This is a genomic window from Pseudoalteromonas sp. 11L1 (genome assembly GCF_055397545.1).
In genome coordinates this window covers 2,997,173-3,023,949 of sequence record NZ_AP041141.1, presented here as the reverse complement: position 1 = coordinate 3,023,949, position 26,777 = coordinate 2,997,173, and the positions used below count along the sequence as shown (strand labels likewise).

General features: G+C 41.1%; 24 protein-coding genes, 7 tRNA genes and 1 pseudogene. 28 read left to right on the top strand and 4 right to left on the bottom strand.

Annotated features, from left to right (window positions below; genetic code table 11):
* The first annotated feature begins 113 nt into the window (after window positions 1-113).
* The 17 genes and pseudogenes from pnp to ACZ5WS_RS14060 all read left to right on the top strand — a co-directional run bounded on the left by pnp (window position 114) and on the right by ACZ5WS_RS14060 (window position 16,240).
* The gene (pnp, locus tag ACZ5WS_RS14140) at window positions 114-2,240 is read left to right on the top strand and encodes a polyribonucleotide nucleotidyltransferase (protein WP_054202157.1); all 2,127 of its coding nucleotides are present in this window, start codon (window positions 114-116) and stop codon (window positions 2,238-2,240) included.
* A 185-nt stretch (window positions 2,241-2,425) separates the two neighbouring features.
* Complete coding sequence (gene nlpI / locus ACZ5WS_RS14135; RefSeq protein WP_013464539.1) at window positions 2,426-3,298, top strand: lipoprotein NlpI; 873 nt, start codon at window positions 2,426-2,428, stop codon at window positions 3,296-3,298.
* Complete coding sequence (locus tag ACZ5WS_RS14130; protein WP_464709258.1) at window positions 3,282-4,421, top strand: hypothetical protein; 1,140 nt, start codon at window positions 3,282-3,284, stop codon at window positions 4,419-4,421. The genes nlpI and ACZ5WS_RS14130 overlap by 17 nt, the downstream gene beginning before the upstream one ends.
* A gap of 254 nt (window positions 4,422-4,675) precedes the next feature.
* Window positions 4,676-7,468 (top strand): monovalent cation/H+ antiporter subunit A, encoded by a 2,793-nt coding sequence (locus ACZ5WS_RS14125; protein ID WP_138606207.1) that lies wholly within the window; start codon window positions 4,676-4,678, stop codon window positions 7,466-7,468.
* On the top strand, window positions 7,468-7,815 hold the full coding sequence (locus tag ACZ5WS_RS14120; RefSeq protein WP_054202160.1) for a Na+/H+ antiporter subunit C: 348 nt from the start codon (window positions 7,468-7,470) through the stop codon (window positions 7,813-7,815). The genes ACZ5WS_RS14125 and ACZ5WS_RS14120 overlap by 1 nt, the downstream gene beginning before the upstream one ends.
* Window positions 7,812-9,329 carry a monovalent cation/H+ antiporter subunit D gene (locus ACZ5WS_RS14115; RefSeq protein WP_178955594.1) on the top strand — a complete coding sequence of 506 codons (1,518 nt, stop codon included), beginning with the start codon at window positions 7,812-7,814 and terminating at the stop codon, window positions 9,327-9,329. The genes ACZ5WS_RS14120 and ACZ5WS_RS14115 overlap by 4 nt, the downstream gene beginning before the upstream one ends.
* Entirely contained in the window at window positions 9,329-9,865 is a 537-nt protein-coding gene (locus tag ACZ5WS_RS14110; RefSeq protein ID WP_054202162.1) for a Na+/H+ antiporter subunit E, read from the top strand. The genes ACZ5WS_RS14115 and ACZ5WS_RS14110 overlap by 1 nt, the downstream gene beginning before the upstream one ends.
* Window positions 9,859-10,128 (top strand): K+/H+ antiporter subunit F, encoded by a 270-nt coding sequence (locus ACZ5WS_RS14105; protein ID WP_008114565.1) that lies wholly within the window; start codon window positions 9,859-9,861, stop codon window positions 10,126-10,128. The genes ACZ5WS_RS14110 and ACZ5WS_RS14105 overlap by 7 nt, the downstream gene beginning before the upstream one ends.
* Window positions 10,129-10,137: 9 nt before the next feature.
* Window positions 10,138-10,470 (top strand): Na+/H+ antiporter subunit G, encoded by a 333-nt coding sequence (locus tag ACZ5WS_RS14100; RefSeq protein WP_008114566.1) that lies wholly within the window; start codon window positions 10,138-10,140, stop codon window positions 10,468-10,470.
* Window positions 10,471-10,602: 132 nt separating this feature from the next.
* The gene (locus ACZ5WS_RS14095; RefSeq protein WP_464709251.1) at window positions 10,603-11,097 is read left to right on the top strand and encodes a DUF2059 domain-containing protein; all 495 of its coding nucleotides are present in this window, start codon (window positions 10,603-10,605) and stop codon (window positions 11,095-11,097) included.
* Window positions 11,098-11,255: 158 nt separating this feature from the next.
* Window positions 11,256-11,693 (top strand): MerR family transcriptional regulator, encoded by a 438-nt coding sequence (locus ACZ5WS_RS14090; RefSeq protein ID WP_464711514.1) that lies wholly within the window; start codon window positions 11,256-11,258, stop codon window positions 11,691-11,693.
* Window positions 11,690-13,930 (top strand): heavy metal translocating P-type ATPase, encoded by a 2,241-nt coding sequence (locus ACZ5WS_RS14085; RefSeq protein ID WP_464709248.1) that lies wholly within the window; start codon window positions 11,690-11,692, stop codon window positions 13,928-13,930. Before ACZ5WS_RS14090 ends, ACZ5WS_RS14085 begins: the two co-directional genes overlap by 4 nt.
* Before the next feature lie 23 nt (window positions 13,931-13,953).
* Window positions 13,954-14,263: pseudogene (locus ACZ5WS_RS14080) on the top strand (cupredoxin domain-containing protein).
* A 93-nt stretch (window positions 14,264-14,356) separates the two neighbouring features.
* Window positions 14,357-14,572: a TIGR02450 family Trp-rich protein gene (locus tag ACZ5WS_RS14075; protein ID WP_464709245.1), complete on the top strand. Its 216-nt coding sequence runs from the start codon at window positions 14,357-14,359 to the stop codon at window positions 14,570-14,572.
* 538 nt (window positions 14,573-15,110) lie between these two features.
* Window positions 15,111-15,323, top strand: coding sequence for an EF-hand domain-containing protein (locus tag ACZ5WS_RS14070; RefSeq protein ID WP_010391413.1), 213 nt, complete (start codon window positions 15,111-15,113; stop codon window positions 15,321-15,323).
* 155 nt (window positions 15,324-15,478) lie between these two features.
* Window positions 15,479-15,691: an EF-hand domain-containing protein gene (locus ACZ5WS_RS14065; protein WP_010391414.1), complete on the top strand. Its 213-nt coding sequence runs from the start codon at window positions 15,479-15,481 to the stop codon at window positions 15,689-15,691.
* Window positions 15,692-16,024: 333 nt separating this feature from the next.
* Complete coding sequence (locus tag ACZ5WS_RS14060) at window positions 16,025-16,240, top strand: EF-hand domain-containing protein (protein ID WP_464711512.1); 216 nt, start codon at window positions 16,025-16,027, stop codon at window positions 16,238-16,240.
* Window positions 16,241-16,307: 67 nt separating this feature from the next.
* Here the strand turns inward: ACZ5WS_RS14060 and ACZ5WS_RS14055 are convergent, their stop codons facing one another.
* Window positions 16,308-17,918: a M28 family metallopeptidase gene (locus tag ACZ5WS_RS14055; protein WP_464709241.1), complete on the bottom strand. Its 1,611-nt coding sequence runs from the start codon at window positions 17,916-17,918 to the stop codon at window positions 16,308-16,310.
* A 161-nt stretch (window positions 17,919-18,079) separates the two neighbouring features.
* Here ACZ5WS_RS14055 and ACZ5WS_RS14050 point away from each other — a divergent pair, with 161 nt between their 5' ends.
* Complete coding sequence (locus tag ACZ5WS_RS14050; RefSeq protein ID WP_464709238.1) at window positions 18,080-19,450, top strand: Gfo/Idh/MocA family protein; 1,371 nt, start codon at window positions 18,080-18,082, stop codon at window positions 19,448-19,450.
* 69 nt (window positions 19,451-19,519) lie between these two features.
* Here the strand turns inward: ACZ5WS_RS14050 and ACZ5WS_RS14045 are convergent, their stop codons facing one another.
* Window positions 19,520-21,097, bottom strand: coding sequence for a LysM peptidoglycan-binding domain-containing protein (locus tag ACZ5WS_RS14045; protein ID WP_041709094.1), 1,578 nt, complete (start codon window positions 21,095-21,097; stop codon window positions 19,520-19,522).
* A 153-nt stretch (window positions 21,098-21,250) separates the two neighbouring features.
* Window positions 21,251-22,024, bottom strand: a complete 774-nt coding sequence (gene gloB, locus ACZ5WS_RS14040) for a hydroxyacylglutathione hydrolase (RefSeq protein WP_464709235.1) — start codon at window positions 22,022-22,024, stop codon at window positions 21,251-21,253.
* Window positions 22,025-22,077: 53 nt separating this feature from the next.
* Between gloB and ACZ5WS_RS14035 the strand changes: the two genes are divergently transcribed.
* A complete protein-coding gene (locus ACZ5WS_RS14035; protein WP_138606196.1) occupies window positions 22,078-22,839 on the top strand; it encodes a class I SAM-dependent methyltransferase in 762 nt (253 codons plus the stop codon).
* 14 nt (window positions 22,840-22,853) lie between these two features.
* On the opposite strand, the gene rnhA is transcribed toward ACZ5WS_RS14035, so the two are convergent.
* A complete protein-coding gene (gene rnhA, locus ACZ5WS_RS14030) occupies window positions 22,854-23,318 on the bottom strand; it encodes a ribonuclease HI (RefSeq protein ID WP_464709232.1) in 465 nt (154 codons plus the stop codon).
* 68 nt (window positions 23,319-23,386) lie between these two features.
* Between rnhA and dnaQ the strand changes: the two genes are divergently transcribed.
* From dnaQ to ACZ5WS_RS13985, 9 genes are all read left to right on the top strand, one after another.
* A complete protein-coding gene (gene dnaQ / locus ACZ5WS_RS14025) occupies window positions 23,387-24,100 on the top strand; it encodes a DNA polymerase III subunit epsilon (protein ID WP_010391424.1) in 714 nt (237 codons plus the stop codon).
* 9 nt (window positions 24,101-24,109) lie between these two features.
* Window positions 24,110-25,480: a TIGR03503 family protein gene (locus ACZ5WS_RS14020; RefSeq protein WP_138606192.1), complete on the top strand. Its 1,371-nt coding sequence runs from the start codon at window positions 24,110-24,112 to the stop codon at window positions 25,478-25,480.
* 98 nt (window positions 25,481-25,578) lie between these two features.
* Window positions 25,579-25,655: transfer RNA gene (locus tag ACZ5WS_RS14015), tRNA-Asp, on the top strand.
* Window positions 25,656-25,682: 27 nt separating this feature from the next.
* A tRNA-Asp gene (locus tag ACZ5WS_RS14010) sits at window positions 25,683-25,759 on the top strand.
* A 41-nt stretch (window positions 25,760-25,800) separates the two neighbouring features.
* Window positions 25,801-25,877 (top strand) — tRNA-Asp (locus ACZ5WS_RS14005).
* A gap of 31 nt (window positions 25,878-25,908) precedes the next feature.
* Window positions 25,909-25,985, top strand: a tRNA-Asp gene (locus ACZ5WS_RS14000).
* A gap of 38 nt (window positions 25,986-26,023) precedes the next feature.
* A tRNA-Asp gene (locus ACZ5WS_RS13995) sits at window positions 26,024-26,100 on the top strand.
* A gap of 36 nt (window positions 26,101-26,136) precedes the next feature.
* Window positions 26,137-26,213 (top strand) — tRNA-Asp (locus ACZ5WS_RS13990).
* A 53-nt stretch (window positions 26,214-26,266) separates the two neighbouring features.
* Window positions 26,267-26,343, top strand: a tRNA-Asp gene (locus tag ACZ5WS_RS13985).
* The last annotated feature ends 434 nt before the right edge of the window (window positions 26,344-26,777 follow it).

The following is a 26,777-nucleotide window of genomic DNA, read 5'->3' as shown; positions in this document are numbered from 1 at the left end:
CATTGCCAATTGTAGTACTTAATTGATTTCCAACTGAATACAATTATGTACTGTAATTGGTACTTTGATGAAAACTTAATTAATACTAAAAATACATTTAAGGAATATTTTAAGTGCAAGCAATTATAAAAGAATTTCAACTAGGTCAACACACAGTGACGCTAGAAACAGGTGCTATCGCTCGTCAAGCTGACGGCGCAGTACTAGCAAGCATTGGCGACACGTCAGTACTAGTAACGGTTGTTGGTAAGCGTGAAGCTCAACCAGGTCAAGATTTCTTCCCACTAACAGTTAACTACCAAGAGCGTATGTACGCTGCGGGTCGTATCCCAGGTGGTTTCCTTAAGCGTGAAGGTCGTCCTAACGATGGCGAAACACTTATTGCACGTCTTATTGACCGTCCAATTCGTCCACTTTTCCCAAATGGTTTCGTAAACGAAGTACAAGTTATCGCGACTGTTGTTTCTGTAAACCCTGAAATCCAACCTGATATGGTTGCGATGATTGGTACATCAGCAGCACTTGCTATCTCTGGTATCCCGTTCAGCGGTCCAATTGGTGCATCACGTGTTGGTTACATTAACGGTGAATACGTACTTAACCCGACACTAAAAGAGCTTGAAGAGAGCCAACTTGACTTAGTTGTTGCGGGTACTGATAACGCAGTACTTATGGTTGAATCAGAAGCAGACGTACTTGCTGAAGACGTAATGCTAGGCGCGGTTGTATACGGCCATGAGCAATCACAGTCTATCATCAATGCAATTAACGAATTTAAAGCAGAAGCAGGCAAGCCTACTTGGGATTGGACTGCACCTGAGAAAAACGTTGCATTAGAAGAGAAAGTAGCAACTCTTGCTGCTGATAAAGTAGGCGAAGCTTACCGTATTACTGATAAAGTAGCGCGTAAAGAAGCATTAACTGCTGCAAAAGATGCGGTTGTTGAAGCACTAACAAGCGAACTTGCTGAAGGCGAAACGCTTGATAAGCAAGAAGTAGGTAAAGTATTCGGTTCACTTGAGAAGAAAATCGTTCGTGGCCGTATCGCTGCTGGCGAAAAACGTATCGATGGTCGTGAACCAGATATGATCCGTGCTCTAGATGTAATGACGGGCGTACTTCCACGTACTCACGGCTCTGCAATCTTCACACGTGGTGAAACGCAAGCATTAGTAACAGCAACACTTGGTACAGAACGTGATTCACAGTTAATCGACGATTTAACTGGCACGCACAAAAACCACTTTATGCTTAACTACAACTTCCCTCCGTTCTGTGTAGGTGAAACTGGTTTTGTTGGTTCTCCTAAGCGTCGTGAAATCGGCCACGGTAACCTAGCTAAGCGTGGTATCCAAGCTGTAATGCCAACATTGACTGACTTCCCATATTCAATCCGTGTTGTATCTGAAATTACTGAATCAAATGGTTCATCTTCAATGGCATCGGTTTGTGGTACGTCTTTAGCGCTTATGAACGCAGGTGTTCCAATTAAAGCCTCAGTTGCGGGTATCGCAATGGGCTTAGTTAAAGAAGAAGAAAACTTTGTTGTTCTTTCAGATATCTTAGGTGATGAAGATCACTTAGGTGACATGGACTTTAAAGTAGCGGGTACAACTAACGGTATCACTGCACTGCAAATGGATATCAAAATTGAAGGTATTACTCAAGAAATCATGCAAATCGCGCTTAAACAAGCGAAAGCTGCACGTTTACACATTCTAAATGTAATGGACGAAGCGATTTCTGCACCTTCTGAAGAGTTATCTATGTTTGCTCCGCGTATTTACACGATGCAAATCCCACAGAAGAAAATCGCAGAAGTTATCGGTAAAGGTGGCGCAACTATCCGTCAGCTTACTGAAGAAACGGGTACTACGATTGAAATCGGTGATGATGGCACAATCAAGATTGCTGCTACAGACGGTGAAAGTGCAGCAAATGCAATTAGCCGTATTGAGCAATTAACTGCTGAGCTTGAAGTAGGTACTATCTACGAAGGTAAAGTGGTACGTATCGTTGATTTCGGTGCGTTTGTAAACATTCTTCCTGGTAAAGATGGCCTAGTGCATATCTCACAAATTAGCACTGAGCGTGTTAACAACGTTGCTGATCACCTTAGCGAAGGTCAAGAAGTTAAAGTTAAAGTACTAGAAGTAGACCGTCAAGGCCGTGTACGTCTAAGTATTAAAGAAGCAATGGAATCAGCAGCACCTGCAGCTGACGAGTCTAAAGACGCGTAATTGCTAATCCTTCATCCAGATAATTACTGGATAGTATAAAAAGGGGCTGTTTAGCCCCTTTTTTTATGCTTTAATGTTAGCAACCTATTGTGTTCAAGACGTTAAGTAACATATAACAAGAATGAACCTTACAAGACAGCTTATGTCTTATCTATTTGCTACTTACCTCGGTATTAAGGATTTTAATGAGACTTAAACATTTAGCCTTGGCATCTTTTGCTATTTTGTCTTTAAGCGCTTGTCAGGCTACTACTAAACCCGCTGCTATTATTAATGTGCCATTTACTGCACCGCTTGCATCAGATTTTAGAAATGAAATTGCCATTGCACGTTTTTCAGAGCTATTAAACAGAGCAGACTTGAGTACAGAACAACAAGCAAAGCTCTATTATGACCGTGGAGTACTGTTTGATAGCTTAGGCATGACGACTTTATCGCGAATTGATTTTAACCGAGCGGTTAAACTTAAGCCTGATTTGGCTGAAGTCTATAACTTTTTGGGTATTCAGCATACCTTGATGCAGCAATACGAAAAAGCATACGAGTATTTTGATTCAGCCATAGAGTTAGACCAAGAACATGAATATGCGTATTTAAATCGTGGTATTGCTTTGTACTATGGTGATAGAGCGACGCTTGCAAAGGATGACTTTAAAACATTCTTGGAGCGCTCTCCTAACGACCCTTATCGTGTATTGTGGCTTTATTTAGCTCAAGCAGCACAAGATAAAACTCAGGCGCTCGCTTCGTTAAAAGCTAATGCGGCGGCCCTTGATGAAAACGAATGGGCATATCAGCTTATTGCCTTGTATGTAGGTGATATGAGTGAAAAAGCATTTTTTTCAGGGATAGCCGATGGTGTAAGTTCACAACAAGAATATGCTCAGCGTTTATGTGAAGCTTATTTTTACTTAGCTAAACAGCACCAAGCCGCAGGCGAGCTTTCAATTGCCACAGATTACTTTAAATTGGCACTAGCAACGAACGTACATGAATTTATAGAATATAAGTATGCGCGTTTAGAGCTTGAGTTGATGGCCAGTGAAAGCGCTGGCTAATTATTTAAAACTAAGTGCTTTATTACTGTGCGCTAGCGTTATTAGTGGCTCGAGTAATAAACAAAATAGCATTGGCTTTTGGCAAGTATTACATGCCAAGGCCAATGTGATTGACAGTTATTGGCAATTCCCTCGTTACTTTGCAAACCACATATTACAATTACCCACCACAGCTTTAGCAACCTTAGCTCGCAATAAAATAGCGGATGCTCAATATGGCTATGGGTTGTCATTATTAGGCAATAATCAAACTGAAACGGCTAAACTATTTTGGCAAGCAAGTTTGGATAAAATTACACGAGCACAGCAAAAAAAACTCGCCGACTCGTTATTTTCGCAACAGCGTTGGCAGGATTTAGCGCTACTAAAAAATCAAAATAAGCTTCCTAAAGGCGATATCTTTTATCATCTGCAATTACAGCAACAAGCACCCATAGAAACATTGAGTGCATCATTCATGGATAAGTTAGGGTTTTTACTTGCAAACGAGCAAGTTGAGATACAAAAGCAGTGTACATTTAATGTATTAATGTTGAGCGATCACCGTGATGGTTTATACAGGCTCAATCAATTTCGTAACGCGTACTTTCAAAACCCAGAGCCGAGTCTCAATACCTTTTGTTTTTCAAAACCAGTTTATGTGGGTAGTGCAATTAGTTGCAATAGTACTGAATCCTCACGTGCTAAGTGCGATTGGCAGCAGTCATCGCTTAAAAAGCAGCTTTCCACTGGATTTGATTTTGCCGTTATGATGCCCAAACAAGGTACTGCCAATGTAAAAAATGGTTTAATGCATATTAATTCACAGGCTAGCTACGCGGTTTTTTTGCATGAGTTAATGCACTTTAATGGCTTTGAAGATGAGTACGCTTTACCGGTAAAAAAGCAAGCGTGGTTATGTCAGCTTGATGGGTTTGTTGCTCCCAACTTATTTATTGCAAAAAAATCAGTTGCTCCCAAAGGGTGGCACAAAAGCCAAAGCTGCCAACAAGGCGGCACTGCTTATAAGCCCAGTGCACAGTGGTCGATTATGCAATATCAGCAGTTAGGCCTATCAGCGCAATATCGTATTTTGTGGCAAAAGCACATAGCACTTAATGCTCATTTATTTGTACGATTTTAGTGATTGGATATTCCGCTGTAAACTGTCTGAAAGCTGAGCTTATTTGGCTACTGTTCATTAATTTATAAGTGTTTTTGTTTGATTATTGTTCCGCTAGCGGCGCTTTCTATAGACAAAAACTGCGTTTATCAGTATAACTATACGTATTAATGTTGTTAAAAAACAGACATAAAACGTATACCCAAGTCACTTTGGTATTTAATAATAACAAGTAGCGAATTGATAAACTTTATGATTCAAAAAGGCCCTTCATTATGACTTTGCTCTGGATACCCCTGTTATCCTTATTCGGCAGTGTTATTTCTGCATGCACCGGCAAACTTTCTCGAAATCAGGCAACGAGCCTAACGGCTATTGCGCCGTTAGCCGCGCTTGCAATTACACTTTATCATGCGCCCGCGGTTCTTGCGGGGGAAACCATTCGTTTTAGCGCACAGTGGATACCAGCCTTAGGGTTAGATATTTCCTTGCGCTTGGATGGATTGAGTTTACTGTTTTTATTTATGATTCTAGGAATAGGGTTACTAGTAATTTTGTATGCCCGTTATTACCTAAGTCAAAATGATTCATTGCCAAAACTATTTAGCTACTTAATGTTATTTATGACCGCCATGCTGGGCATTGTTATGTCAAACAATGTGATTCAGTTATGGGTATTTTGGGAGCTAACCAGTATTAGCTCGTTTTTGTTAATCAGTTATTGGTGGCACAAATCAGAGGCGCGCAAGGGGGCGCGCATGGCATTAGCGGTAACTGGCGCCGGTGGTTTAGCCTTACTCGGTGGCTTAATGTTGTTAGGCGATATTGTTGGAAGCTACGACTTAGACACCATTTTAGCTAGCAAAGCGATTATTCAATCTCACGACTTATATGAATTGGCATTAGTACTAGTATTATTAGGTGCTTTTACTAAATCTGCACAATTTCCGTTTCATTTTTGGTTACCGCATGCCATGGCTGCACCCACGCCGGTTAGTGCGTATTTACACTCTGCCACTATGGTAAAAGCAGGTATCTTTTTACTTGCGCGTTTTTACCCCGCATTGGCGGGTACCGATACCTGGTTTTTATTAGTCGGTTTGACCGGTTTAACCACATTATTATTTGGCGCTTATATCGCGTTATTCAAACATGATTTAAAAGGCTTGTTAGCCTATTCAACGATTAGTCATTTGGGTTTAATTACATTATTACTAGGCCTAGATACACAGCTTGCGACCGTTGCCGCTATTTTTCATATTATTAACCACGCGACGTTTAAAGCGTCGTTATTTATGGCAACCGGCATTATTGACCATGAAACCGGTACTCGTGATATGCGTAAACTCAATGGCATGTGGCGCTACTTACCTTATACGGCCACCTTGGCGATGGTGGCTGCTGCCGCTATGGCAGGTGTACCGTTGTTAAATGGTTTCTTATCAAAAGAGATGTTCTTTGCTGAGACACTGCATCAGCAGGTACTTGGCTCAATGTCGTGGCTAATCCCGGTGCTGGCAACTGTAGCGGGTGCGTTGTCGGTGGCGTACTCATCACGCTTTATTCATGACGTGTTCTTTAATGGTGAGCCCATTGATCTACCACGTACCCCTCATGAAGCACCGCGTTATATGCGTGTGCCTATAGAAATCTTAGTGGTACTGTGTATTTTAGTGGGTATTTTTCCACACTTTGCCGTTGATGGTATTTTATCGGCCGCTTCACTAGCCGTACTTGGTGAAGCAATGCCTGAGTATAAATTGACTATTTGGCATGGTTTCAACTTACCTCTACTTATGAGTGGTATGGCGGTAATTGGTGGTTTATTTATTTACGTTAATCGTAAGTACTTGTTCCAGTTCCAAGCGTCGTTACCTCCTTTTAACGCTAAAAAAATCTTCGAGCGTTTTTTAGCGGTAGTGGTCAATTGGTGTCAAAACAAAATCCAATCAACAGAAAATGGCTCATTACAACGTTATGTATTTATAATGTTAGGCGTTGTATTACTTGCCTCTGGTTGGCCATTATTTGAAATGAAGCAGCTAGCTGGTAGCGTGCCTAATACCCCGGTTGATATTCAAAACGCAATTGGTGCAGGACTACTCATAATAGGTGCAATTGCTACCGTTATTTGGCATCGAATTCGAATGGTGTCGTTATTAATGCTGTCGATTGTGGGACTAATGGTGTCGGTGGCGTTTACCCGTTTTTCAGCGCCTGACTTGGCCTTAACGCAACTTACTGTAGAAGTAGCCACTATTATACTATTAATGTTGGCACTGTTTTTCTTACCTCAAAGCACGCCAAGAGAGTCAAGCTCATTGCGTATTTTACGTGATGTGGTTATCTCCTCTACCGTGGGGATCATTATTGCCAGTATTTGTTACGCTTTACTGACTCGTCCGCTTGATTCAATTTCTGAGTTCTTTATTGCTAACGCCAAAACAGGCGGTGGTGGTACTAATGTAGTTAACGTTATTTTGGTTGATTTTAGGGGCTTTGATACTTTAGGTGAAATTACTGTGCTAGGTATTGCCGCACTGGGCATATTTAAACTGTTATCAAGAATTCCACTTTATATGCCAGCGAGCGATAGTGAAGGGCGTCCATGGTCTAAAGATCGCCATCCTATTTTATTGGCTTGTATTTCTCAAAGCTTACTACCATTAGCGCTATTAGTGTCTGCTTATATTTTCCTACGCGGTCATAACTTACCTGGAGGAGGCTTTATAGCAGGCCTCGTAACTTCTATTGCCTTTATTTTACAATATATGGCGCATGGTACTGCGTGGATAAATGAACGCTTTGATGTTAACTATCGAAAAATTATTGCATCAGGTATTGCTATTGCCATGTTTACAGGTGTGGGAAGTTGGTTCTTTGATAAGCCATTTTTAACTACCTGGTTTGATTACTTTGATATTCCGTTTGTTGGTAAAACAGAGCTTGCCAGCGCCATTGTATTTGACTTGGGCGTGTACTTAACTGTTGTTGGCGCTACGCTGATGATCCTTGCGAGCTTAGGTAATATGACCGCGAACGCAGAGAAAGAAGAGGTAAATATTTAATGGAACTGTTATACGCATCTTGCGTTGGCGTGTTAGTCACCTGTGGCGTGTTTTTATTACTAAGAGCGCGTACATTCCCAGTGGTACTGGGGCTGACAATGATTTCTTACGCGGTTAATTTGTTTTTATTCTCATCAGGGCGCTTAACAATTAATAAAGCCGTGGTACTAGGGACTGGCGCTGATTACGCTGACCCGCTACCACAAGCCTTAGTGTTAACAGCCATTGTAATTGGCTTTGCGATGACTGCGTTTGTGGTTATTTTATCTATTCGAGGCCGAGCAGATTTAGGCAACGACCATGTTGATGGCACCCTAACTAAAAATAAACGCAAGGAGAGAAAATGATTCAGCATTTAGCATCTTTGCCTATTTTACTGCCAATGCTAGCGGCAATTATTTTGTTGCTCCCACCGTGTGGCAAAAGCTTATTTGCACGCCGATTTATGTCTAGCTTAATGGCTATTTTAACCTTTGCAGTCACAGTATTACTGCTGGTTCAGGTTAAAGATAACGGTATTATTGTTTATGCAATAGGTAACTGGTCTGCACCATTTGGTATTGTACTGGTTGCAGATATGCTCTCGACCTTGTTAGTCACTTTAACCGCCTTTTTGGGGGTTGGCGTGGCTTTATATGGCTGTGCTGGTGATGATGAACAAGGTAGCTTTTTTCACCCTTTAATCCATTTTTTAATATTAGGGGTAAATGGTGCATTTTTAACAGGGGATTTATTTAACGTCTTCGTATTTTTTGAAGTGTTATTAATTGCCTCTTATGCGCTGTTAATGCACGGTGGCGGTAAACCCAAAACGCGCGCGGCTCTGCATTACGTTATTTTAAATTTAGTTGGTTCAAGCGTATTTTTAATTGGTTTAGGTATTTTATACGGTGTATTAGGCACCTTAAATATTGCTGATATGGCCAATAAAGTACCGCAACTAACTGGTGATGACGTTTATTTAGCGAAGGCAGGTGGTTTACTGCTATTGGTGGTGTTTGCACTTAAAAGTGCGTTATTACCATTGCATTTATGGTTACCAAACGCCTACTCAAGTGCCACACCTGTGGTTGCTGCATTATTTGCGATTATGACTAAAGTTGGTGTTTACGCAACCTTACGTGTATACACGGTTATTTTTGGTGAACAAGCTGGCGAACTTGAGCATATGGCGCAGTCTTGGTTATGGGCGCTGGCTATTGCCACCATAGTGATTGGCGCAATAGGGGTGTTAGCCGCACAAGATTTACGTAAGCTTACCGCTAATTTAGTACTGGTTTCTGTAGGGACGTTGGTGGCATTAGTCGCACTCCAAAACATAAATGCCACCGCTGCGTTGCTTTACTATTTAGTGCATTCAACGTTAGTGACTGCGGCGCTATTTTTACTTGCTGATTTAATTGCAACACAACGAGGTAAAGCTGGTGATCGATTAGTCGGCGGGCGTGCAGTAAAGCAACCATTTTTATTAGGTGCGTGTTTTATTATTGCCGGTTTAACCGTTATTGGTATGCCACCTTTTTCGGGCTTTGTTGGCAAAATTTGGATTTTAAAAACGACCTTAAATAGCGAGCAAGCACTGGTATTTTGGCCTGTTTACTTAATTATGAGCTTAGCGCTAATTGTGGCTATATCACGTGCGGGTACTAGTTTGTTTTGGGAACGTAAAGACAAAACAGGTGATGCTAGCGATGTTGCCAATGCCCACCCGCTACAAGTGACCGTGTTAGTTGGTTTATTGGCAAGCTCAATACTACTGGTTATTTTTGGTGACGTGGCAACACAGTACGCCCTCGAGGCGGCAACACAGCTTCACGATATTAGTGGTGGTATTAATGCGGTACTCAAGGGAGGTATGTAATGCGCTTACAAGCTCGTTTTGGTTGGTTACCTACGCCGTTTCGTAGTTTATTTTTATTTATAGTATGGCTCTTGTTAAATAACAGTGTGTCGGTAGGGCATATTATATTAGGGGCGCTACTCGCGTTGCTAATACCGTTATTTAGTATGTCGTTTAGAGACCCGCAACCGCTGATATTAAAGCCGGGGCTAGCACTTAAGCAATTACTAATCGTACTTTACGATATTATAGTGGCTAATTTGCAAGTGGCATTATTAATACTGGGCCCTTCAAAAAATCTGCGTCCAGGCTTTGTTAAAGTGCCTATAGATTTAATGCATGAAATGCCAATTACTATTTTAGCAAGCTGCGTGTCTTTAACGCCGGGTACGGTAAGTGCCGAGGTTTACCCGCTGATTAAATCGCTTAATGAAGACGATGAACCGGTACAGCGTTATTTATTAATTCACGTGTTAGATTTAGATGATGAGCAAGCGCTTATTAAACAAATAAAAGCACGTTACGAAGCTCCCCTAAAGGAGATATTTCAATGTTAGATACAGTATTACTGATTGTTTTTTCAATGGTTGGATTGTCGTTATTACTTAATCTATGGCGACTTATTATTGGCCCATCAGTACCGGATCGTATTTTAGCGCTCGATACTATGTACATTAACGTGATTGCCTTGATTATTTTATATAGCATTAGTATGGGCACGGGGCTGTACTTTGAAGCAGCCTTACTTATTGCCATGCTTGGGTTTATAAGTACGGTAGCTGTATGTAAGTATTTACTTCGTGGCGACATAATTGAGTAAGGTATTAAAATGATAAGTGAATGGATCGTATCAATATTGCTGCTGTTAGGCGGGTTATTTATTTTAATTGGCTCAATTGGTTTAATTAAATTACCTGATTTTTTTATGCGTTTACATGGGCCAACAAAAGCCACCACTTTAGGTATGGCGAGTATACTTACCGCTGCTATGGTATTTTTTGCTAATTCAGTCAGTGGCTTAAGTGTAAAAGAAATATTAATCACTATATTTCTATTAATCACTGCACCTATTAGTGGCTATATGCTGATTAAAACCGCTATTCATCATAAGCTTAAAGCTAAAGAGGGAACGAAAGGGCTCGATAATATCGAAAAAGATTAGCTCTGGGAATAAACGATTAAAAGCCGAATAAACACCTGTTATTCGGCTTTTTCGTTTTTTGGTTGTCCCCATTTACAACACTTGTTGAACATGTGATTATGACGCTAATTCAAATACAAAAAGGATATTAATATGGGTAAGGTAATACTGCTTTCACTTTTAATTTTTTCAACTAACCTTGCAGCGCAAACTGCCAAACAGCAAAAAATTGATGAGCTGGTAGAAGTGATGAACATGGATGCCATGGTTGACTCCATGTATGCACAAATTGAGGGCATGATGCAAAATATGTCAGTGCAAATGGGCGTAAAGCCAGATGAGAAAGCAATTTTCGACAAATATTATGCTGATATGACCAAGGTATTAAAAACAAAAATGAGCTGGCAAAAAATGCAGCCGATGATGATTAACCTCTACGATAAACAATTTACTGAACAAGAAATTAGCGACATGTTAGCTTTTTATAAGACAGAATCAGGGCAGGCTATTTTGAAGAAAATGCCACAAGTAATGCAAGAATCAATGCAAATGTCACAAGCCTTAGTACAAGACGCTATGCCTGAAATTCAAGCAATTGCGGGTGAGCTTGGTGAAGCACTTAAGCAATCTCGAAGCAAAGCAAACTAAGCACTACAGTAGCTCTCAAATTTAGCAGTCACATATTGTGGCTGCTCTTATCTTAACTTTCTTTCGCACTCCCAGCCATATGCTTAATTAATTGTTGACCTATGTGTTACACATAGGTTTATTATGTTGTCATTACATAGCCAGCCAGAGGTTTAATGATGTACGTAAAGCAATTAGCCAATACTATGGGCGTGACCCAAGACACAGTTCGTCATTACACGCGAATAAAGCTGCTTAATCCTATTCGTGGTGAGCGCAATGGTTATCAAGAGTATACCGCAGCCGATCAGCAACGTTTAAAGTTTATTATTAGTGCGCGTCAACTCGGTTTCTCAATAAAAGATATTCAACAAATTATTGCACAGTCGGACCAAGGGCAGTGCCCTTGTCCGCTTACACGACAATTAATAGCAAAGCGACTAGAGGAAACAGAGCAGCACTTTCAAGAAACACTTAAATTACGCACGCGAATGCAAGCAGCGGTTAAACAGTGGGATAAATCGCCTGATGGGGCTGTAAGTGCAGATATATGTAGCTTAATAGAGACCTTTGTTGATCCAATCTTTGAAGTTAAAAATACTAAGGAAGCGTTATGAGTAATCAACCTACCACGCAAAACTTTATGATTGAAGGCGCAAATTGTGGCAGTTGCGTGGCTAAAATAGAGAAAGCACTGAAAAATGTAAAGGGTGCGCAGCGCGTTGAAATGAACTTTGCCGATCGAACTGTGCAAGTAGAAGGTTCGGCTAAGGCTGAGCAGCTAATGCACGCTGTCGCCGATATTGGCTATCAAGCTAAACCTATGAACAGTGATTCTCAACAAGACGCCCTAGATGAAAAAGCCGAAGCTGATAACGCGCACTACAAAAAACTTATGCGCAATATGCTATTGGCATTGGGTTTGGGTGCGCCATTAATGCTTTATGGATTAATCTTTGATATGAGTGTCACTAGCAATGCCCAGCGTATTGGCTGGTTTATTGTTGGAATGATGACGTTGGTCGTAATGATTGTGTCGGGTAAGCAATTTTATACTGGCGCATGGCAGTCATTTAAAAATCATACGGCTAATATGGATACCTTGATTGCGCTTGGTACGGGAACAGCCTGGCTATATTCAATGGTGGTGGTGATCATGCCAAGTCTATTACCAGAGGTGGCTAGACATGTTTATTTTGAAGCCTCAGCAATGATCATAGGCTTAATAAGTCTTGGCTTAGCCTTTGAAGTAAAGGCGCGAGGGCGTACCTCTGAGGCGATCAAACGCTTAATTGGTTTACAGCCTAAAACGGCACGGGTGATCCGAGATAACCAAGAGCAAGATGTAGCTATAAGCCAAGTTATTAAAGGTGACTTGATTCGTGTCCGCCCTGGAGAGAAAATTTCAGTCGATGGAGATGTTATTGAAGGCAGCAGTACACTAGATGAATCAATGCTCACTGGTGAACCGATGCCGGTTAATAAAGGTGAGGGTGACAAGGTTGTTGCTGGCAGTATTAATAAAAGTGGTACTTTGTTGTTTAAAGCAACCCATATAGGCAGCGAAACCACCTTAGCGAATATTATTAATATGGTTAAACGTGCACAAAACTCTAAACCCTCAATTGGACGCTTAGCTGATGTTATTTCAGGCATATTTGTACCCACAGTGATGATTATTGCAGTGCTAGCAGGCTTAGCATGGCTTAATTTTGGCCCACAGCCGAGTATTGCTTATGCGGTTGTTGCAATAACCACAGTTTTAATTATTGCTTGCCCGTGTGCACTTGGTTTAGCTACACCGATGTCAATTATGGTCGGCATAGGTAAAGCTGCTCAGTCGGGTATACTTATTCGTAACGGTGAAGCGCTACAAACAACAGCTAAAATCACCACCATGATCTTAGATAAAACAGGCACTATAACCGCTGGTAAGCCAACCGTGACCGATGTGGTTACGTTCAACCAAAGCGACAGTACCGAGGTGCTAAAGTTAGCAGCTAGTCTTGAAAGTAGTTCTGAGCATCCATTAGCCGAAGCCATTGTTAATTACGCTAAAAACCAAAATATTACCCTTGAAAAAGTCAGTAATTTTAATGCTATCACTGGGCAAGGTGTCATCGGTACCATTAATGAGCAAAGCCTATTGTTTGGCAATCAGGCACTAATGAAAAGCCACAATATAGATATTGCAGAGGCAATACCGCAAGCGGAGCAGCTTGCTAGCGCTGCTAAAACGCCGATGTACTTTGCTATTGGCAATCAATTACATGCCATTATTGCGGTTGCTGACCCAATAAAAGAAGATTCAGCTGAAGCTATTAAACGCTTACAAAATAATGGTATTCATGTGGTTATGCTGACAGGCGATAACCAAGCGACCGCTAAAGCCGTTGCCAGCAAAGTCGGTATTACAGACTTTATAGCGCAAGTAATGCCAGATGATAAAGCCGGTGAAGTGACTAAGCGCCAATCTCAAGGTGAAATTGTGGGCATGACTGGCGATGGTATAAATGATGCGCCAGCGTTGGCACAAGCCGATGTTGGATTTGCCATTGGCACTGGTACAGATGTAGCTATTGAAAGTGCGGATATAACGCTGATGCGAGGCTCACTTCATGGTCTTGCAGATGCCATTGCAATTAGTGGCGCAACCATAACTAATATTAAACAAAATTTGTTTGGGGCGTTTATTTATAACATTGCGGGTATTCCGATTGCTGCAGGGCTGTTGTATCCGTTTTTTGGTTTACTACTAAACCCAGTCGTAGCTGGCGCGGCAATGGCTTTATCATCGCTTACTGTAGTCACTAATGCAAACCGATTACGTTATTTTAAAGCCAGTAACTCGTAACTTTATTTATAGGGGATTTAATTATGCTATTAATTAATTTATTAGGCGTTTTACTTATTGTCGCTATTATTTATTGGTTTTGGTTGTATGAGCCGAAGTAAACAGTCATAGCAATCAAATAGCCATTACTGTGGGTAACGGGGTGTATTAATTATCCAGCGTATATTAAGGTAGCAGCGAACAGGCCTCTGACCCTGAATCGACAAGACGGTTCTCCTTGCGCTGAAACAGTGATTTTCCCCCGCTTGAACTCGTGAAACGCCAAGTATAGGTGAAAATGCGGCTATTGAATTACTTTCGCTTGATGCTGGAGAATATGCTTTTCATTGCTAAATACAAATGTTTAAAGGGAAGTTTTTGGTTTTTTAATAAAACTAAACGTATCACTGATGCGTATTATCAAGCAGAAAACATAAAAGGTGTAGTATGAATAAATTAACCCCTAAAAAACTGCTAAATAGTAAATGGACTGCCATCCCAGCTATTAATAAAGAAAAGCACTTTATTATTGTTGAGGTAGAATTTGATGAAGACGGTAATGTGATTGAATGTATCACTGAAGCGGTGATGTCAAAAAATCAATATCCTATTCAGTGGCGCGATTTAAAAGATGAACAAAGGTGGCGCCAAGGCTGGAAGTGACCGCCTGTACTCATGCCCAAATAAATGGGCTTGAGTGATATCAAATTAGTATCCCGCACGAGATTCATTCCTTACTTTAAGTATTTATTCGCCATACGGCGACAAATCCTTGCTTTTTCTCTCCCGGTTAAAAAAATTAATTTATATTTTTCTACAAATCAATTTAAGTTGTTTATTTTCAATTTGTTATCTATTTAATTTAACCTGTTTAATTTCGCGTTGTTAATTTGTTCAGTGGCGATTTATTCCTATAGCGGCTCAGTCTTGTTGTTTTGAGTTTAATTAGAGATAGGTGTGTCTTTTTTAGATGATTTAAGTTGTTGAATTTTAAAGGGTATCTTTTTAGTTAAAAGTAGCTGTTGCAAAAGAGCAACAAAATACGAGGTGTTTTTAAGTAAAAATCACATTTTTATTTTTAACTTATTGTTTATAAACGAAAAAATAAACATGGCATCGAAGTTGTAATACCTAAGCTGTATTTAGCAAAAAGTGATTAAGCTTAGCGCTTAACCTTACAACCCAATGAAGGAATTACGTTATGACAACATTTAAATCAACACTGGTATTAATGGCACTTGCTTCTTCATCTGTGGCGTTTGCTGCAACAGATTTTGACACACTGGATGTGGATGGTAATGGCGCAATAAGCCAAGCTGAAGCATCAGTAGATGCCTCACTTATGAGTAAGTTTACAGAGCTTGATACGGATAAAAACGGCGAGCTTTCTAAAGCAGAATTTTCTAAGGCTTAAAAGGCCAATGCTCAACGCTATTACATATTCTGAGTTGCCAAAGACAACCTAAATAGGCAAGGGAGCCTATGAAAGAGAATAACTAGGATGTACGGTTGTAGCGTTGAGTTAATTAATTTATACCCAAACATTGCATACTTTGAAGGATTAATATTATGAAAAAATTACAGTCAACTCTTGTACTTATGGCACTTGCTTCTTCATCTGCAGTATTTGCCAGCACAGACTTTGAAACTCTTGATGTAGATGGTAGTGGCGCAATTAGCCAAGCTGAAGCATCGGTTGCGGCCGAACTTATGGAGCAGTTTGCAGAGCTGGACGTAGATGGCAATGGTGAACTTTCTAAAGACGAATTTTCAGCATACTAACTTTCTAATTCCCTAAGGATCTTTGAAAAGGATTTCTTACCCACTTTTTTATTAAGCTAAGGATTTATTATGAAAATATTTACTAAAACTTGGGCGTGCTGGCCTTTATAGATTGAAGTTTGTTCAATCTAGGGACGATTTAATTGCGGCGCGACATTTGTAACCTAGTGGGCTAAGTAAAAATCGAGCAACAAAGAGTTAATCGTCCCTAGGAAGAACCCTTTGGGCAGTGCATGTTTGGCATTTACACTGCGTTATCGCCTATTTATGGGGAGCAACCACACTACATAGGCTCTGCCTTGTCTATATACCAAACATGCTGCTGCAAAATTAATCACAAAAGGTCACCACGCCCTAACTTTAATTGCACTTGCTTCGTCTTCTGCCGCTTTTGCTATGGTTGACTTTGATTCTTTTGATTCTGATGGCGACGGCGTTATTAGCCAGTCTGAAGCACAAGCTAATTCACAATTAGCTAAATTATTTGATGACTTAGATACTGACGGGAATGGTGAATTATCTAAACAAGAATTTGCCAAAGTTCAGTAACAAAACACGCACAATCTTTAACGATACAGATAAAAGCAGCCGAATAATTTCTCGGCTGCTTTTTTATTTACTTATCTTCTAAACGTTTGGTTTTAAAATCAGATTCATTTATCCACTTAGGCCAGTCGCCATTATTGGCAAGTTGACTGGCTATATCTATAACCAGCTCGATATCCTGTTTTGCACCAGCTAATGACCATGTATCTGAATAGTCGTCGGCTTCTTTATGGTATTTATGACTGATGTAGTCAGGATCGGTATCACCTAAGCTCATAAACAGTAAACTTGGCACGCCTTGTTTAGCGAGTGAGAAATGATCTGATCTAAAAAACAATCCATTTTGTGGGCGAGGATCCATTTTTACCCCGCGTCCTTGTGCTTTAGCCGCGCTTGCTAAGTAACTCTCCATTTCTGATAGGTTGTTACCGTATTGCAAAATATAATCGGTTTCATCGAGCACGTTCATACCATCGATATTTAATAATCCGACCATTTTTTTGGTGGCAATCATATTCCCATTGGCAAATTCTTCTGAGCCGATTAGACCTGTTTCTTCGGCAGTAAAGTTAGCAAACAGGATTGAGCGCTTAAACGGCTTTTGCTGATGCATTTTGCTCATAATGCGAGCAATTTCAAGCGTTGCTGCAGTGCCTGAAGCATTATCGACTGCGCCATTATAAATTTTAGGTCCACTGTCGGTTTGTTTAGTACCAAAATGGTCCCAATGGGCACTAATAATAACGTATTCGTCAGGGGTTTCACTGCCTGTAATTTGTGCAACCACATTATGTGATTTAGCGTGTGACACTTCATTTTTAAATGCAAGGTTCGCCTTTAAGTTCAATTCCTTGGCTTGAAATTGCTTACTTAATGCGTGTTGCTTTAATTGTTGATAATTTAAGTTTGCCGATGCGAATACTTGTTCAGCCGCATTAAGTGTTAACCAGCCCATAACTGGCAGTTCAGATGCATTAAGGTTGTTGTCCATCAAGCTATACTTGGTGCCCGTGTTTGAGCTTTCAACCACGCCCCAAGGGTATGCGGCTGGGGCTGTTTCATGAACAATAAATACCGCTTTTGCACCTCGGCGCGCGGCTTCTTCATATTTATAAGTCCAGCGGCCATAGTAGGTCATGGCATTGCCTGTAAATAGTGTATCGTCTTGGGTGGCAAAGCCCGGATCGTTCACCAGCACAATAACGGTTTTATCGGTTACATCAACATTGGCATAGTCGTTCCAGTTATATTCTGGCGCGTTAATCCCATAACCAACAAATACAATATCGCTATTGCGGACATCAATAATCGGCTGTAACTGCTTTGTACGGGCGGTGAAGTCTTTACCTGCAATAAAGCTAAGCTTCCCCATAGTTAATTGCATGTTTTGATCTGCAGTTAGCATGGCCATTTTAACTGGCTGTAAATACTTCTCTTGATACGCGCCAGACAACCCCATTGCTTGGTATTGCTCACTTAAATAACCAACGGTTTTAACTTCACCTAAGGTAAACGGGCCGCGTCCTTCAAAGTCATCTGACGCTAAGGTTTTAATATGCTGTTTAAGATTATTTAAACTAACGCCAGGGGTGTTTTCAAGAGATGAAGCTGGCGTTGTAGGCTCAGAGCAACCCGTTAGTGCAATAGCTAAAAAAAGTGCAGTGATTTTTATATAAGACATAACTACTTAAAATAATAATTTTTTTCGACTATAACCCCAAGTAACCGTTAAATGCGAATTTTTATCTCTTTTAACCTTATTTTTATGTCGCTTACCTCTTCACCTATTTACCCGTTCATCGCCTTTAGGTAAGTTAAAACAATAACAAAAAGGATAAAGTAATGAAGCAATTTAATCGTCGAGACTTTTTAAAAGCAGCCAGTGTCGCCGCAGCTGCCGGTGTAGTGAGTGGTTGTGCATCAAGTGGAAGTGCTAATGCAAGCGCACCAAAACAGCAAGGGCGCAGTGTTATTGGTTTAGTCGCGCCCAAAATGGATGTGGTTAGAGTGGGCTTTATTGGTGTGGGTCAGCGCGGTTATGGACATGTAAAGCGCATGAGCCATATTGAAGGTGCGCAAATAGTCGCTATTTGTGACACGCATACTGAGGTGCTAGAGCGAGCTGCCAATTATTTAGTTGATAAAGGGGTAGCTAAGCCGGCGTTATATACTGGCAGTGAGCGGGCCTATCAACAAATGCTTGAACGACAAGACATAGATATAGTCATTATTTCTACTCCTTGGGCATGGCATGCACCTATGGCTATCGATACTATGAACAGCGCAAAACATGCTTTTGTTGAAGTGCCCCTGGCACTGACTGTTGACGAAATGTGGCAGATTGTAGACACCGCCGAACATACTCAAAAGAATTGCATGATGATGGAAAATGTGAATTACGGTCGCGACGAGTTAATGGTATTAAACATGGTGCGCCAAGGTGTATTTGGGGAGCTGTTACATGGCGAAGCGGCCTATATTCATGAGCTTCGTTGGCAAATGAAAGAGCTAGATCACAAAACAGGCTCATGGCGAACGCAATGGCATGCAAAACGTGATGGTAATTTATACCCCACTCATGGATTAGGCCCTGTATCGCAATATATGAATATAAATCGTGGCGATAGGTTTGATTTTTTAACTTCAATGAGCTCACCTTCGCTGGGTAGAAGCGCCTATGCACAACGTGAATTTGCAGCGGATCATTCCCGTAATCAGCTTAATTATATTGCCGGTGATATGAACACGACACTGATTAAAACTCTCAAGGGGCGCAGTATTATGGTACAGCACGATACAACAACCCCTCGGCCATACTCTCGACATAATTTAATCCAAGGGACGAATGGGGTGTTTGCCGGTTTCCCTAATCGTATTGCGCTTGAAAATGGCGGATCAACAAGCTTTCATGAGTGGGATTATGATATGAGCGCATGGTATGAGCAGTACGACCATCCCCTATGGATTAAAATGGGTGAAGAAGCACAGCGCAATGGCGGCCACGGGGGTATGGACTTTTTAATGTTTTGGCGGATGATTTATTGCCTAAGAAATGGCGAACCGCTGGATCAGGACGTTTACGATGGCGCAGCGTGGTCGGTTATTTCACCGTTATCAGCCCAGTCTGTGAGTGAGCGTAGCCGCTCAATCGATATTCCCGATTTTACTCGCGGTGCATGGCAAACAGCACAGCCTTTAGGCATTGTAGGCTAAGGTTTATAGCAGGCATAAAAAAAGAGCGCATGCGCTCTTTTTTTATTTAACAGTTTATTACAGTAGGGATCAGCTACTTCTTACATCTACTTTTAATTTAAGCTTTTGTCCTGGCTGTAAGTATTTTTGTCCGGCAAGGTTATTCCATTTAATAATATCGCTCACTGTTAAATTAAACTTAGACGCTATACGCGCTAAAGAATCGCCTCGGCGCACTTTGTAGGTAATAGTACGATTAGTATTACTCGTCGACTTTTTAGGCTGGCTAGCTGACTTATAAACTACCAATTTTTGATTTAAACGCAGTACTGCATTTTTTTTCAGCTTATTCCACTTAGCTAATTCACTCATAGTTACATCGTATTCGCGGCTAATATCCCATAGGGTATCGCCACTTTTTACCGTATGAGAAAGTTTAGTGCGTAAACTTTTATTAGCGGCCGCACGTACTTGCTGAGGCAAATGTTCACTGTTAATTTTACCATCAGTGAGTGGTACTAAAATTTGTTGACCCACACGAATTACGTTTGAGTTAAGCTTATTTAATGACTTAATCGCGCTGATACTAGTGGTAAATTTATCTGCAATCACCGACAAGCTATCGCCACGTTTGACCTTATATTGCTGCCAACGAAGACGGTTTTTAATCGCTGTAGCGGTAAGCTTTTCAGTGAATTGTTCTACTTTATCGGTAGGAAGTAATAAAAAGTGTGGGCCATCAGGATCGGTTGCCCAGCGGTTAAATCCTGGATTTAATCGATATAGTTCGGTAAGGGTCATATCGGCCATATCCGCAGCCAGTGCTAAATCTATTTGTGACTCAATATTAACCACTTCGACTACTTGTGCGTTAATTATTGGCTTCCACGACACTTTAAACTCATCTGCACGTTTTAGTAAATCAGCTAAAGCTAATAATTTAGGCACGTAGGCGGTGGTTTCACGAGGTAAATCTAGTGACCAAAAGTCGGTAGGTAAATGCTTTTTACGATTCTTTTTAATCGCACGCAGCAAGCGGCCTTCACCTGAGTTATAGGCGGCAATTGCGTTCAGCCAATCACCTTCAAGGGTTTTGTGTAAGTATGAGAGATAATCAAGTGCAGCGCGAGTAGACTGCACAATATCGCGACGACCGTCATACCACCAGTTTTGTTTTAAATCGAAACGCTCGCCGGTTGCGGGCATAAACTGCCAAATACCCGATGCAGTACGGTGCGAATAGCCATAAGGGTCGAACGCACTTTCTACAATGGGTAAAAGTGCAATTTCGATGGGCATTTCACGCTTTTCAATTTCTTCAACAATAAAATGTAAATACGGCTCAGCACGTTTAGAAATGCGATCTAGGTATGCCTGATGACGTGCATAATAATTACGCTCAGCGACCACTGGGCGATTTTGTGGAATATCAATAGATAATTGGTAACGAATACGCTCCCAAACATCGTCAAACACAGGGGCTTCTTCTTCAATATCATTTACTTGTTGATATTGCGCATTAATCATTAATGCAGTGCTAATATCATTTGGGCTGGCGCCTTCAAGTTGGTTTTGAACTTGATTTTGTGAATCTGTGTCTAATGTTGTCAATGTTTGACAACCGCTTAGCGTCATCGCTAAAACCAATAAAAGAGGAGATTTATTCATAAATACCAATACATAGGGTAAAAAACTCGGCGAATACTACTCATTATGAGCCAACATTGCCACTTGTCATCGTTAAAAATCCAAACAAATATAATTAGAAAGTGTTAACTTATTGTTATTTAAAATGAACAGTTAATTATTTTTGTTACTGGCTTAAAAATTATCTTTGAACATCCTCAGACTAGCAAAGTTTTCCCAAGGTTCATTGTTTTTTGTAACTAAACAATACTCTTTTGGTAATGACTTTGTAATATCGGGCAAATTACTACGCATAAAAGGGTTAACTTTAAGCTCTTGACCTATGGTGCTTGGCAAGCTTATTTCATCATTTTTTCGCAATTCATCTACTTTCTGGCTGTAAGCGAGTAATTCGGGGTTTCGTGGCTCAACCGCTTTTGCAAAGGCCAAGTTTGCCTGGGTGTATTCGTGGGTGCAATACACTTTGCAATCACTTGGCAATGCTCGCAACTTATTAAATGAATGCCACATTTGCTCTGGGCTGCCTTCAAATAAGCGCCCACAACCACCACTAAATAAGGTGTCGCCAGTAAAGGCCAGTGCATCATTAATATAACAAATATGGTCTAGGGTGTGCCCAGGGGTGGCTATAATTTCAAATAGAATGTTTAAAACGCTAATTGTGTCACCTTCATTTAAAGGCATTGTTATTCCCTCAAATGGGCTATTACTAGGGCCATAAACTGCAATGTTTGGGTACTGCTTTACTAATTGAGCTACGCCATCGGTATGATCATAATGATGATGGGTAATTAAAATACCGCCAAGGGTTAAGTTATGCTGTGCTAAATGCTCTAAAACTGGTGCTGATTGCCCAGGGTCAACCACCCACGCTTGGTTATTCTGTTCGGTGGTTAAGCACCAAATGTAGTTATCAGAAAAGGCTTTAATTGCTTTGACTTGCACCATGTATCGTTGCTCTATAAAGTGGTATTTAATTAATATTATAACGAGCTTATATAATGAAACCAGCCCTTAGTTTTCAAGAAGGTCCCAAACCGTTGTCCTGGCAGCAGTTTCCGCATGGTGATTATTTACGTTGTGATATAGAACGCAAATTGTCGCCGTGGTTACCGCGTATGTTTGGCTATCATATGCTTAAATTAGGTAATTTAAGTGCTGAGCTAGATACAAGCAAAAGCTCCATTAAGCATCAAGTATGCGTTGCAGAGCCTGGCCCATACACGGGGGTGGTTGCCGATATAGACGAACTGCCTTTTTATGAGCACTCTATAGATGCTTGCATTATGAGCCATTGTTTAGAATATCACTCAGATCCACATCATATTTTACGTGAGGCTCATCGAACCCTTATTCCTGGCGGTTATATCGCCATTACGGGTTTTAATCCGTTTAGCTTTTGTGGGTTAGCGCAGTTACTGCCGTTTAGCCGTCAAAAATTACCGTGGACAGGCCGATTTTTCACACCAGCACGGGTTAAAGATTGGCTAAATTTACTTGGATTTGAAATTGTGGCCGATGAGCGCTTTATTTATTCGTCGTTGGCACGCGGTAATCGCTTATCGCGGTTCGCATTTTGGCGCAGCTTTACCAAGCAATATTTAAAACCTATGGGGAGTGTGTATATGCTGGTGGCACGAAAGCGTGTTGCGCCACTTACGCCAATAAAACCTAAGTGGCATGCTCGCCCACAATTTGCGCCAATAAAAGGGGTAGGGCTTAGGCAAACCTCAAAACAGCATTATCAACAAAATAAAAAATAGCATGATGTAGAGGGTTACGGTTGGTAACCTTCATCATCGAGTAAATTGTTGCTGCTGGCTGCATCACGAGCAAGGTCGTCAACAATTTCGTTATATTTGTGGCCACTGTGGCCTTTTACCCATTTCCAGGTAACGTTGTGCTCGGCACAGGCTTTGTCGAGACGTTTCCATAAATCGACATTTTTAACCGGTTTTTTAGCAGAGGTTTGCCAACCGCGTTTTTTCCAATTGGTGATCCAAGACTCAATACCCTGCTTAACATATTGGCTATCGGTAGTCAGGGTTACAGGGCAGGCACGATTAAGAGATTCTAGCGCCACAATGGCTGCCAGCATTTCCATACGGTTGTTGGTTGTAAACTTATAACCTTGGCTTAATTTTTTTTCATGGGCTTCATAAATCATAAAAATACCATAACCACCGGGGCCTGGATTACCTAAACACGAACCATCGGTGTAAATCTCTACGGTTTTTTGCACTGTTTTACCTTGATATTATGTACAATAAAGTGATTATAGAAAGATACCAGAGTCAGGCTTAATTCGATATGGCACGCAGACAAATAGTTTTAGATACAGAAACCACCGGCATCGACCCTAAACAAGGGCATCGTATCATTGAGATCGGCTGTGTGGAGCTTATGAATCGCCGGTTAACCGGCAATAATTTTCACGTTTACATTAATCCGCAGCGCAGCATTGAAGAAGAAGCAATCGATGTTCATGGTATTACTAATGAATTTTTACGCGACAAACCGCTTTATCGTGACATTGCCCAAGAGTTTTTTGACTATATTAAAGGGGCTGAGTTAGTTATTCATAATGCGCCGTTCGATATTGGCCATATGGATAATGAATTTGCGTTATTAAACCAAGGCTATCAAAACACCCATAGTTTTTGTGGCGTGCTTGATACCCTTAAAATGGCGCGTGACTTGCATCCAGGACAGAAGAACAACCTTGATGCACTTTGTCGCCGCTATGATGTTGATAACACTAAGCGTACATTACACGGCGCCTTACTGGATTCTGAAATTTTAGCCGATGTTTACCTGGCAATGACCGGTGGACAAGTAAAGCTAAACCTAAATCAAAACAAAGATGACTCAAGTGAAGATCAAAAAGGCGGTATTAGACGCCTAAGTAGCGACAGGGCGCCTTTGGTAGTTATAGCAGCTAACGATGCAGAGCAAAGCGCACATCAAACGCGTTTAGACATTGTACAAAAGGAGGGCGGCCATTGTTTATGGCGCGCTGAATAGGGCATTATTATGAAAACGCTATTAGTAGTTTCACTGCTTTTAATTGCCGTGTGTTTCCACCCCGATGCACACAGCGTAAAGCAAGTTGAAGAGTTAAAAGGCAGCGGTAAACAAAATGAAATCCCGTTACTGGATAACCGTTTTCGTGTTGATGACAAAATTGATGAAATAAAATTAATATTTTTTAGACGCACAGGATCGCCTGCCGTAATTTTAGTAAGACCCGATGGTACTAAATACTTTGCAACCAATGCGGTGAGAAACACTAGTCTTGATTGGTACGATGAATTAAATTATGACTTAGTGGTTATTCGCAATCCCATGCCTGGGCCGTGGCAAGTTATTGGCCAAATAATGCCAGAAAGCCGCATTGTTGTTATTGGTGAGTTATCGCTAAAAGTAGACCCACTGCCTAAAATTCTGTTTCAGGGTGAAACTGTAAAGGTAACTGGTGAGATTTTAAATGATGGCGAGCCGATTCGCGCCAACCTATTTAAAGATGCGGTATCGCTTAATGTAAGCTTTGTGAGCACCAATAATGAAAACTTTGAAAACTTTGGTGCAGGCATACAGCAAGTAACTGAATTCAAAGATGATGGCTACGGGTTCGATGAAAGCGCTAAAGACGGTGTCTTTACCGGTGAGTTCACCTTAAATTTCACACCTGGCGAGTGGCGCCCTGAGCTTTATATTACCACTGATGTATTAGAGAGGCGGGTGGTTCAAGAACCTATTGTTGTGCATGAGCCGCCTTTTAGCTTCACCTCCATTGAAGCAACTGAGGAGGGGGAAGATCACCGTATTACCATCAATATTGATGATAAGCTTTTAAAACCTGAAACGGTGATCATGCAAGGTAAAATTTATTACCCCAATGGCGAAGAGCAGGTATTTTACTTAGATAGCAACAGCACCACAGCAAGAGAGCTGGCTTTACAAGATTATGGTTGGGGACGCTACAATATTGAAATCTCTGTTTTTGGCTCAACAATCAATGACCGAGAGTTTATGGCTACATTGCCAACCTATTTATTTGAAATAGAGAGACCGATTGAAGTGATTCCAGAAATTCCAGTTGCCAGTGTTAGCGAACCAGAAATTATTCCTGTGCCAGTTGTAAAACCAAAAGTAATGGCCACGGGATTAATGGTTAGTTTAATTGTTGGTGGAAATTTGGCCATTTTATTTATAGGTTGGTTATGTATTCGTGTTTTTGTGCAGAACAAACCATTAAAACTTAAATTGAATTTAGCTTTTTTAAATAAAAAGAAAGCTGTTGAGTCAAAAAAAGCTGAACAGCAAAAATCAGATGAACCAGAAAGTAGCTCAAAAAATGATAAATCAGGTGGAATTTTAAACCTTTCGATGTCAGATGACTAAAAAACCTGTAAAAAAACAAAAAAGCCCTTGACGAAGCAGAGGCTGGTTCGTATTATTCACGCCGCTGTCAGGGGAGACTCAGACAGAAACGAAAATGCGGAGTGGTAGTTCAGTTGGTTAGAATACCGGCCTGTCACGCCGGGGGTCGCGGGTTCGAGTCCCGTCCACTCCGCCAATTTTCGACAATTTGTAAGTATGCGCTGGAGTGGTAGTTCAGTTGGTTAGAATACCGGCCTGTCACGCCGGGGGTCGCGGGTTCGAGTCCCGTCCACTCCGCCAACACTTGCACAACATATGGTTGTAAAACATATTCTTATTATGGAGTGGTAGTTCAGTTGGTTAGAATACCGGCCTGTCACGCCGGGGGTCGCGGGTTCGAGTCCCGTCCACTCCGCCAATAAGAAAAAATAACAGTTTAAATACGCGCTGGAGTGGTAGTTCAGTTGGTTAGAATACCGGCCTGTCACGCCGGGGGTCGCGGGTTCGAGTCCCGTCCACTCCGCCAACTATTTAAACACTGTTATATTACAAAATTTGTATGCTGGAGTGGTAGTTCAGTTGGTTAGAATACCGGCCTGTCACGCCGGGGGTCGCGGGTTCGAGTCCCGTCCACTCCGCCAACAAATTAAGTAATGACAAGTAAAAGATATCTCTGCGGAGTGGTAGTTCAGTTGGTTAGAATACCGGCCTGTCACGCCGGGGGTCGCGGGTTCGAGTCCCGTCCACTCCGCCATTTGATATCGTAACAAAATTAGTAAGTGCATTACCCCATGCACATACCACTGCGGAGTGGTAGTTCAGTTGGTTAGAATACCGGCCTGTCACGCCGGGGGTCGCGGGTTCGAGTCCCGTCCACTCCGCCACTTGTTATTTCCTCAATAACAAGTTAAAAAATACTTTCCTAATTAATAACAGCTAATATATTTTCTATCAGCTATCAGCTATCAGCTATCAGCTATCAGCTATCAGCTATCAGTCACAATTAACAAGTCAGCCTTGATAGGCTTGAGTTAAAAAACACCTAGTTTAATTTTTAGTTTAGTTCAAAGCTTTACGTGTTATTAAAATTCAAATTATCTTTTAAAACAGTTTTTATTGTCCTTAGGCTAAGTCATAACGCCGCAGATGTAAAAAGCTTATCAACTATTAGGGTGAATCGCTGTTGATGATACAAGCGGTTTCAGAGCTTCTGATGCTGTTTCAACTTGCTATAAAAGGTTTGTCGCTATTAGAAAATGACGCTACTTTATCGTTATTGTTTTTTAAAGCTGTTGGGGTGGGTTTTGTTTATTATAAA

Bases quoted from the DNA above. Each gene is read 5' to 3' on its own strand.
- nlpI (WP_013464539.1), top strand. From the start codon at position 2,426: ATGAGACTTAAACATTTAGCCTTGGCATCTTTTGCTATTTTGTCTTTA.
- ACZ5WS_RS14125 (WP_138606207.1), top strand. From the start codon at position 4,676: ATGACTTTGCTCTGGATACCCCTGTTATCCTTATTCGGCAGTGTTATT.
- ACZ5WS_RS14120 (WP_054202160.1), top strand. From the start codon at position 7,468: ATGGAACTGTTATACGCATCTTGCGTTGGCGTGTTAGTCACCTGTGGC.
- ACZ5WS_RS14115 (WP_178955594.1), top strand. From the start codon at position 7,812: ATGATTCAGCATTTAGCATCTTTGCCTATTTTACTGCCAATGCTAGCG.
- ACZ5WS_RS14110 (WP_054202162.1), top strand. From the start codon at position 9,329: ATGCGCTTACAAGCTCGTTTTGGTTGGTTACCTACGCCGTTTCGTAGT.
- ACZ5WS_RS14105 (WP_008114565.1), top strand. From the start codon at position 9,859: ATGTTAGATACAGTATTACTGATTGTTTTTTCAATGGTTGGATTGTCG.
- ACZ5WS_RS14100 (WP_008114566.1), top strand. From the start codon at position 10,138: ATGATAAGTGAATGGATCGTATCAATATTGCTGCTGTTAGGCGGGTTA.
- ACZ5WS_RS14095 (WP_464709251.1), top strand. From the start codon at position 10,603: ATGGGTAAGGTAATACTGCTTTCACTTTTAATTTTTTCAACTAACCTT.
- ACZ5WS_RS14090 (WP_464711514.1), top strand. From the start codon at position 11,256: ATGTACGTAAAGCAATTAGCCAATACTATGGGCGTGACCCAAGACACA.
- ACZ5WS_RS14085 (WP_464709248.1), top strand. From the start codon at position 11,690: ATGAGTAATCAACCTACCACGCAAAACTTTATGATTGAAGGCGCAAAT.
- ACZ5WS_RS14075 (WP_464709245.1), top strand. From the start codon at position 14,357: ATGAATAAATTAACCCCTAAAAAACTGCTAAATAGTAAATGGACTGCC.
- ACZ5WS_RS14070 (WP_010391413.1), top strand. From the start codon at position 15,111: ATGACAACATTTAAATCAACACTGGTATTAATGGCACTTGCTTCTTCA.
- ACZ5WS_RS14065 (WP_010391414.1), top strand. From the start codon at position 15,479: ATGAAAAAATTACAGTCAACTCTTGTACTTATGGCACTTGCTTCTTCA.
- ACZ5WS_RS14055 (WP_464709241.1), bottom strand. From the start codon at position 17,918: ATGTCTTATATAAAAATCACTGCACTTTTTTTAGCTATTGCACTAACG.
- ACZ5WS_RS14050 (WP_464709238.1), top strand. From the start codon at position 18,080: ATGAAGCAATTTAATCGTCGAGACTTTTTAAAAGCAGCCAGTGTCGCC.
- ACZ5WS_RS14045 (WP_041709094.1), bottom strand. From the start codon at position 21,097: ATGAATAAATCTCCTCTTTTATTGGTTTTAGCGATGACGCTAAGCGGT.
- gloB (WP_464709235.1), bottom strand. From the start codon at position 22,024: ATGGTGCAAGTCAAAGCAATTAAAGCCTTTTCTGATAACTACATTTGG.
- ACZ5WS_RS14035 (WP_138606196.1), top strand. From the start codon at position 22,078: ATGAAACCAGCCCTTAGTTTTCAAGAAGGTCCCAAACCGTTGTCCTGG.
- dnaQ (WP_010391424.1), top strand. From the start codon at position 23,387: ATGGCACGCAGACAAATAGTTTTAGATACAGAAACCACCGGCATCGAC.
- ACZ5WS_RS14020 (WP_138606192.1), top strand. From the start codon at position 24,110: ATGAAAACGCTATTAGTAGTTTCACTGCTTTTAATTGCCGTGTGTTTC.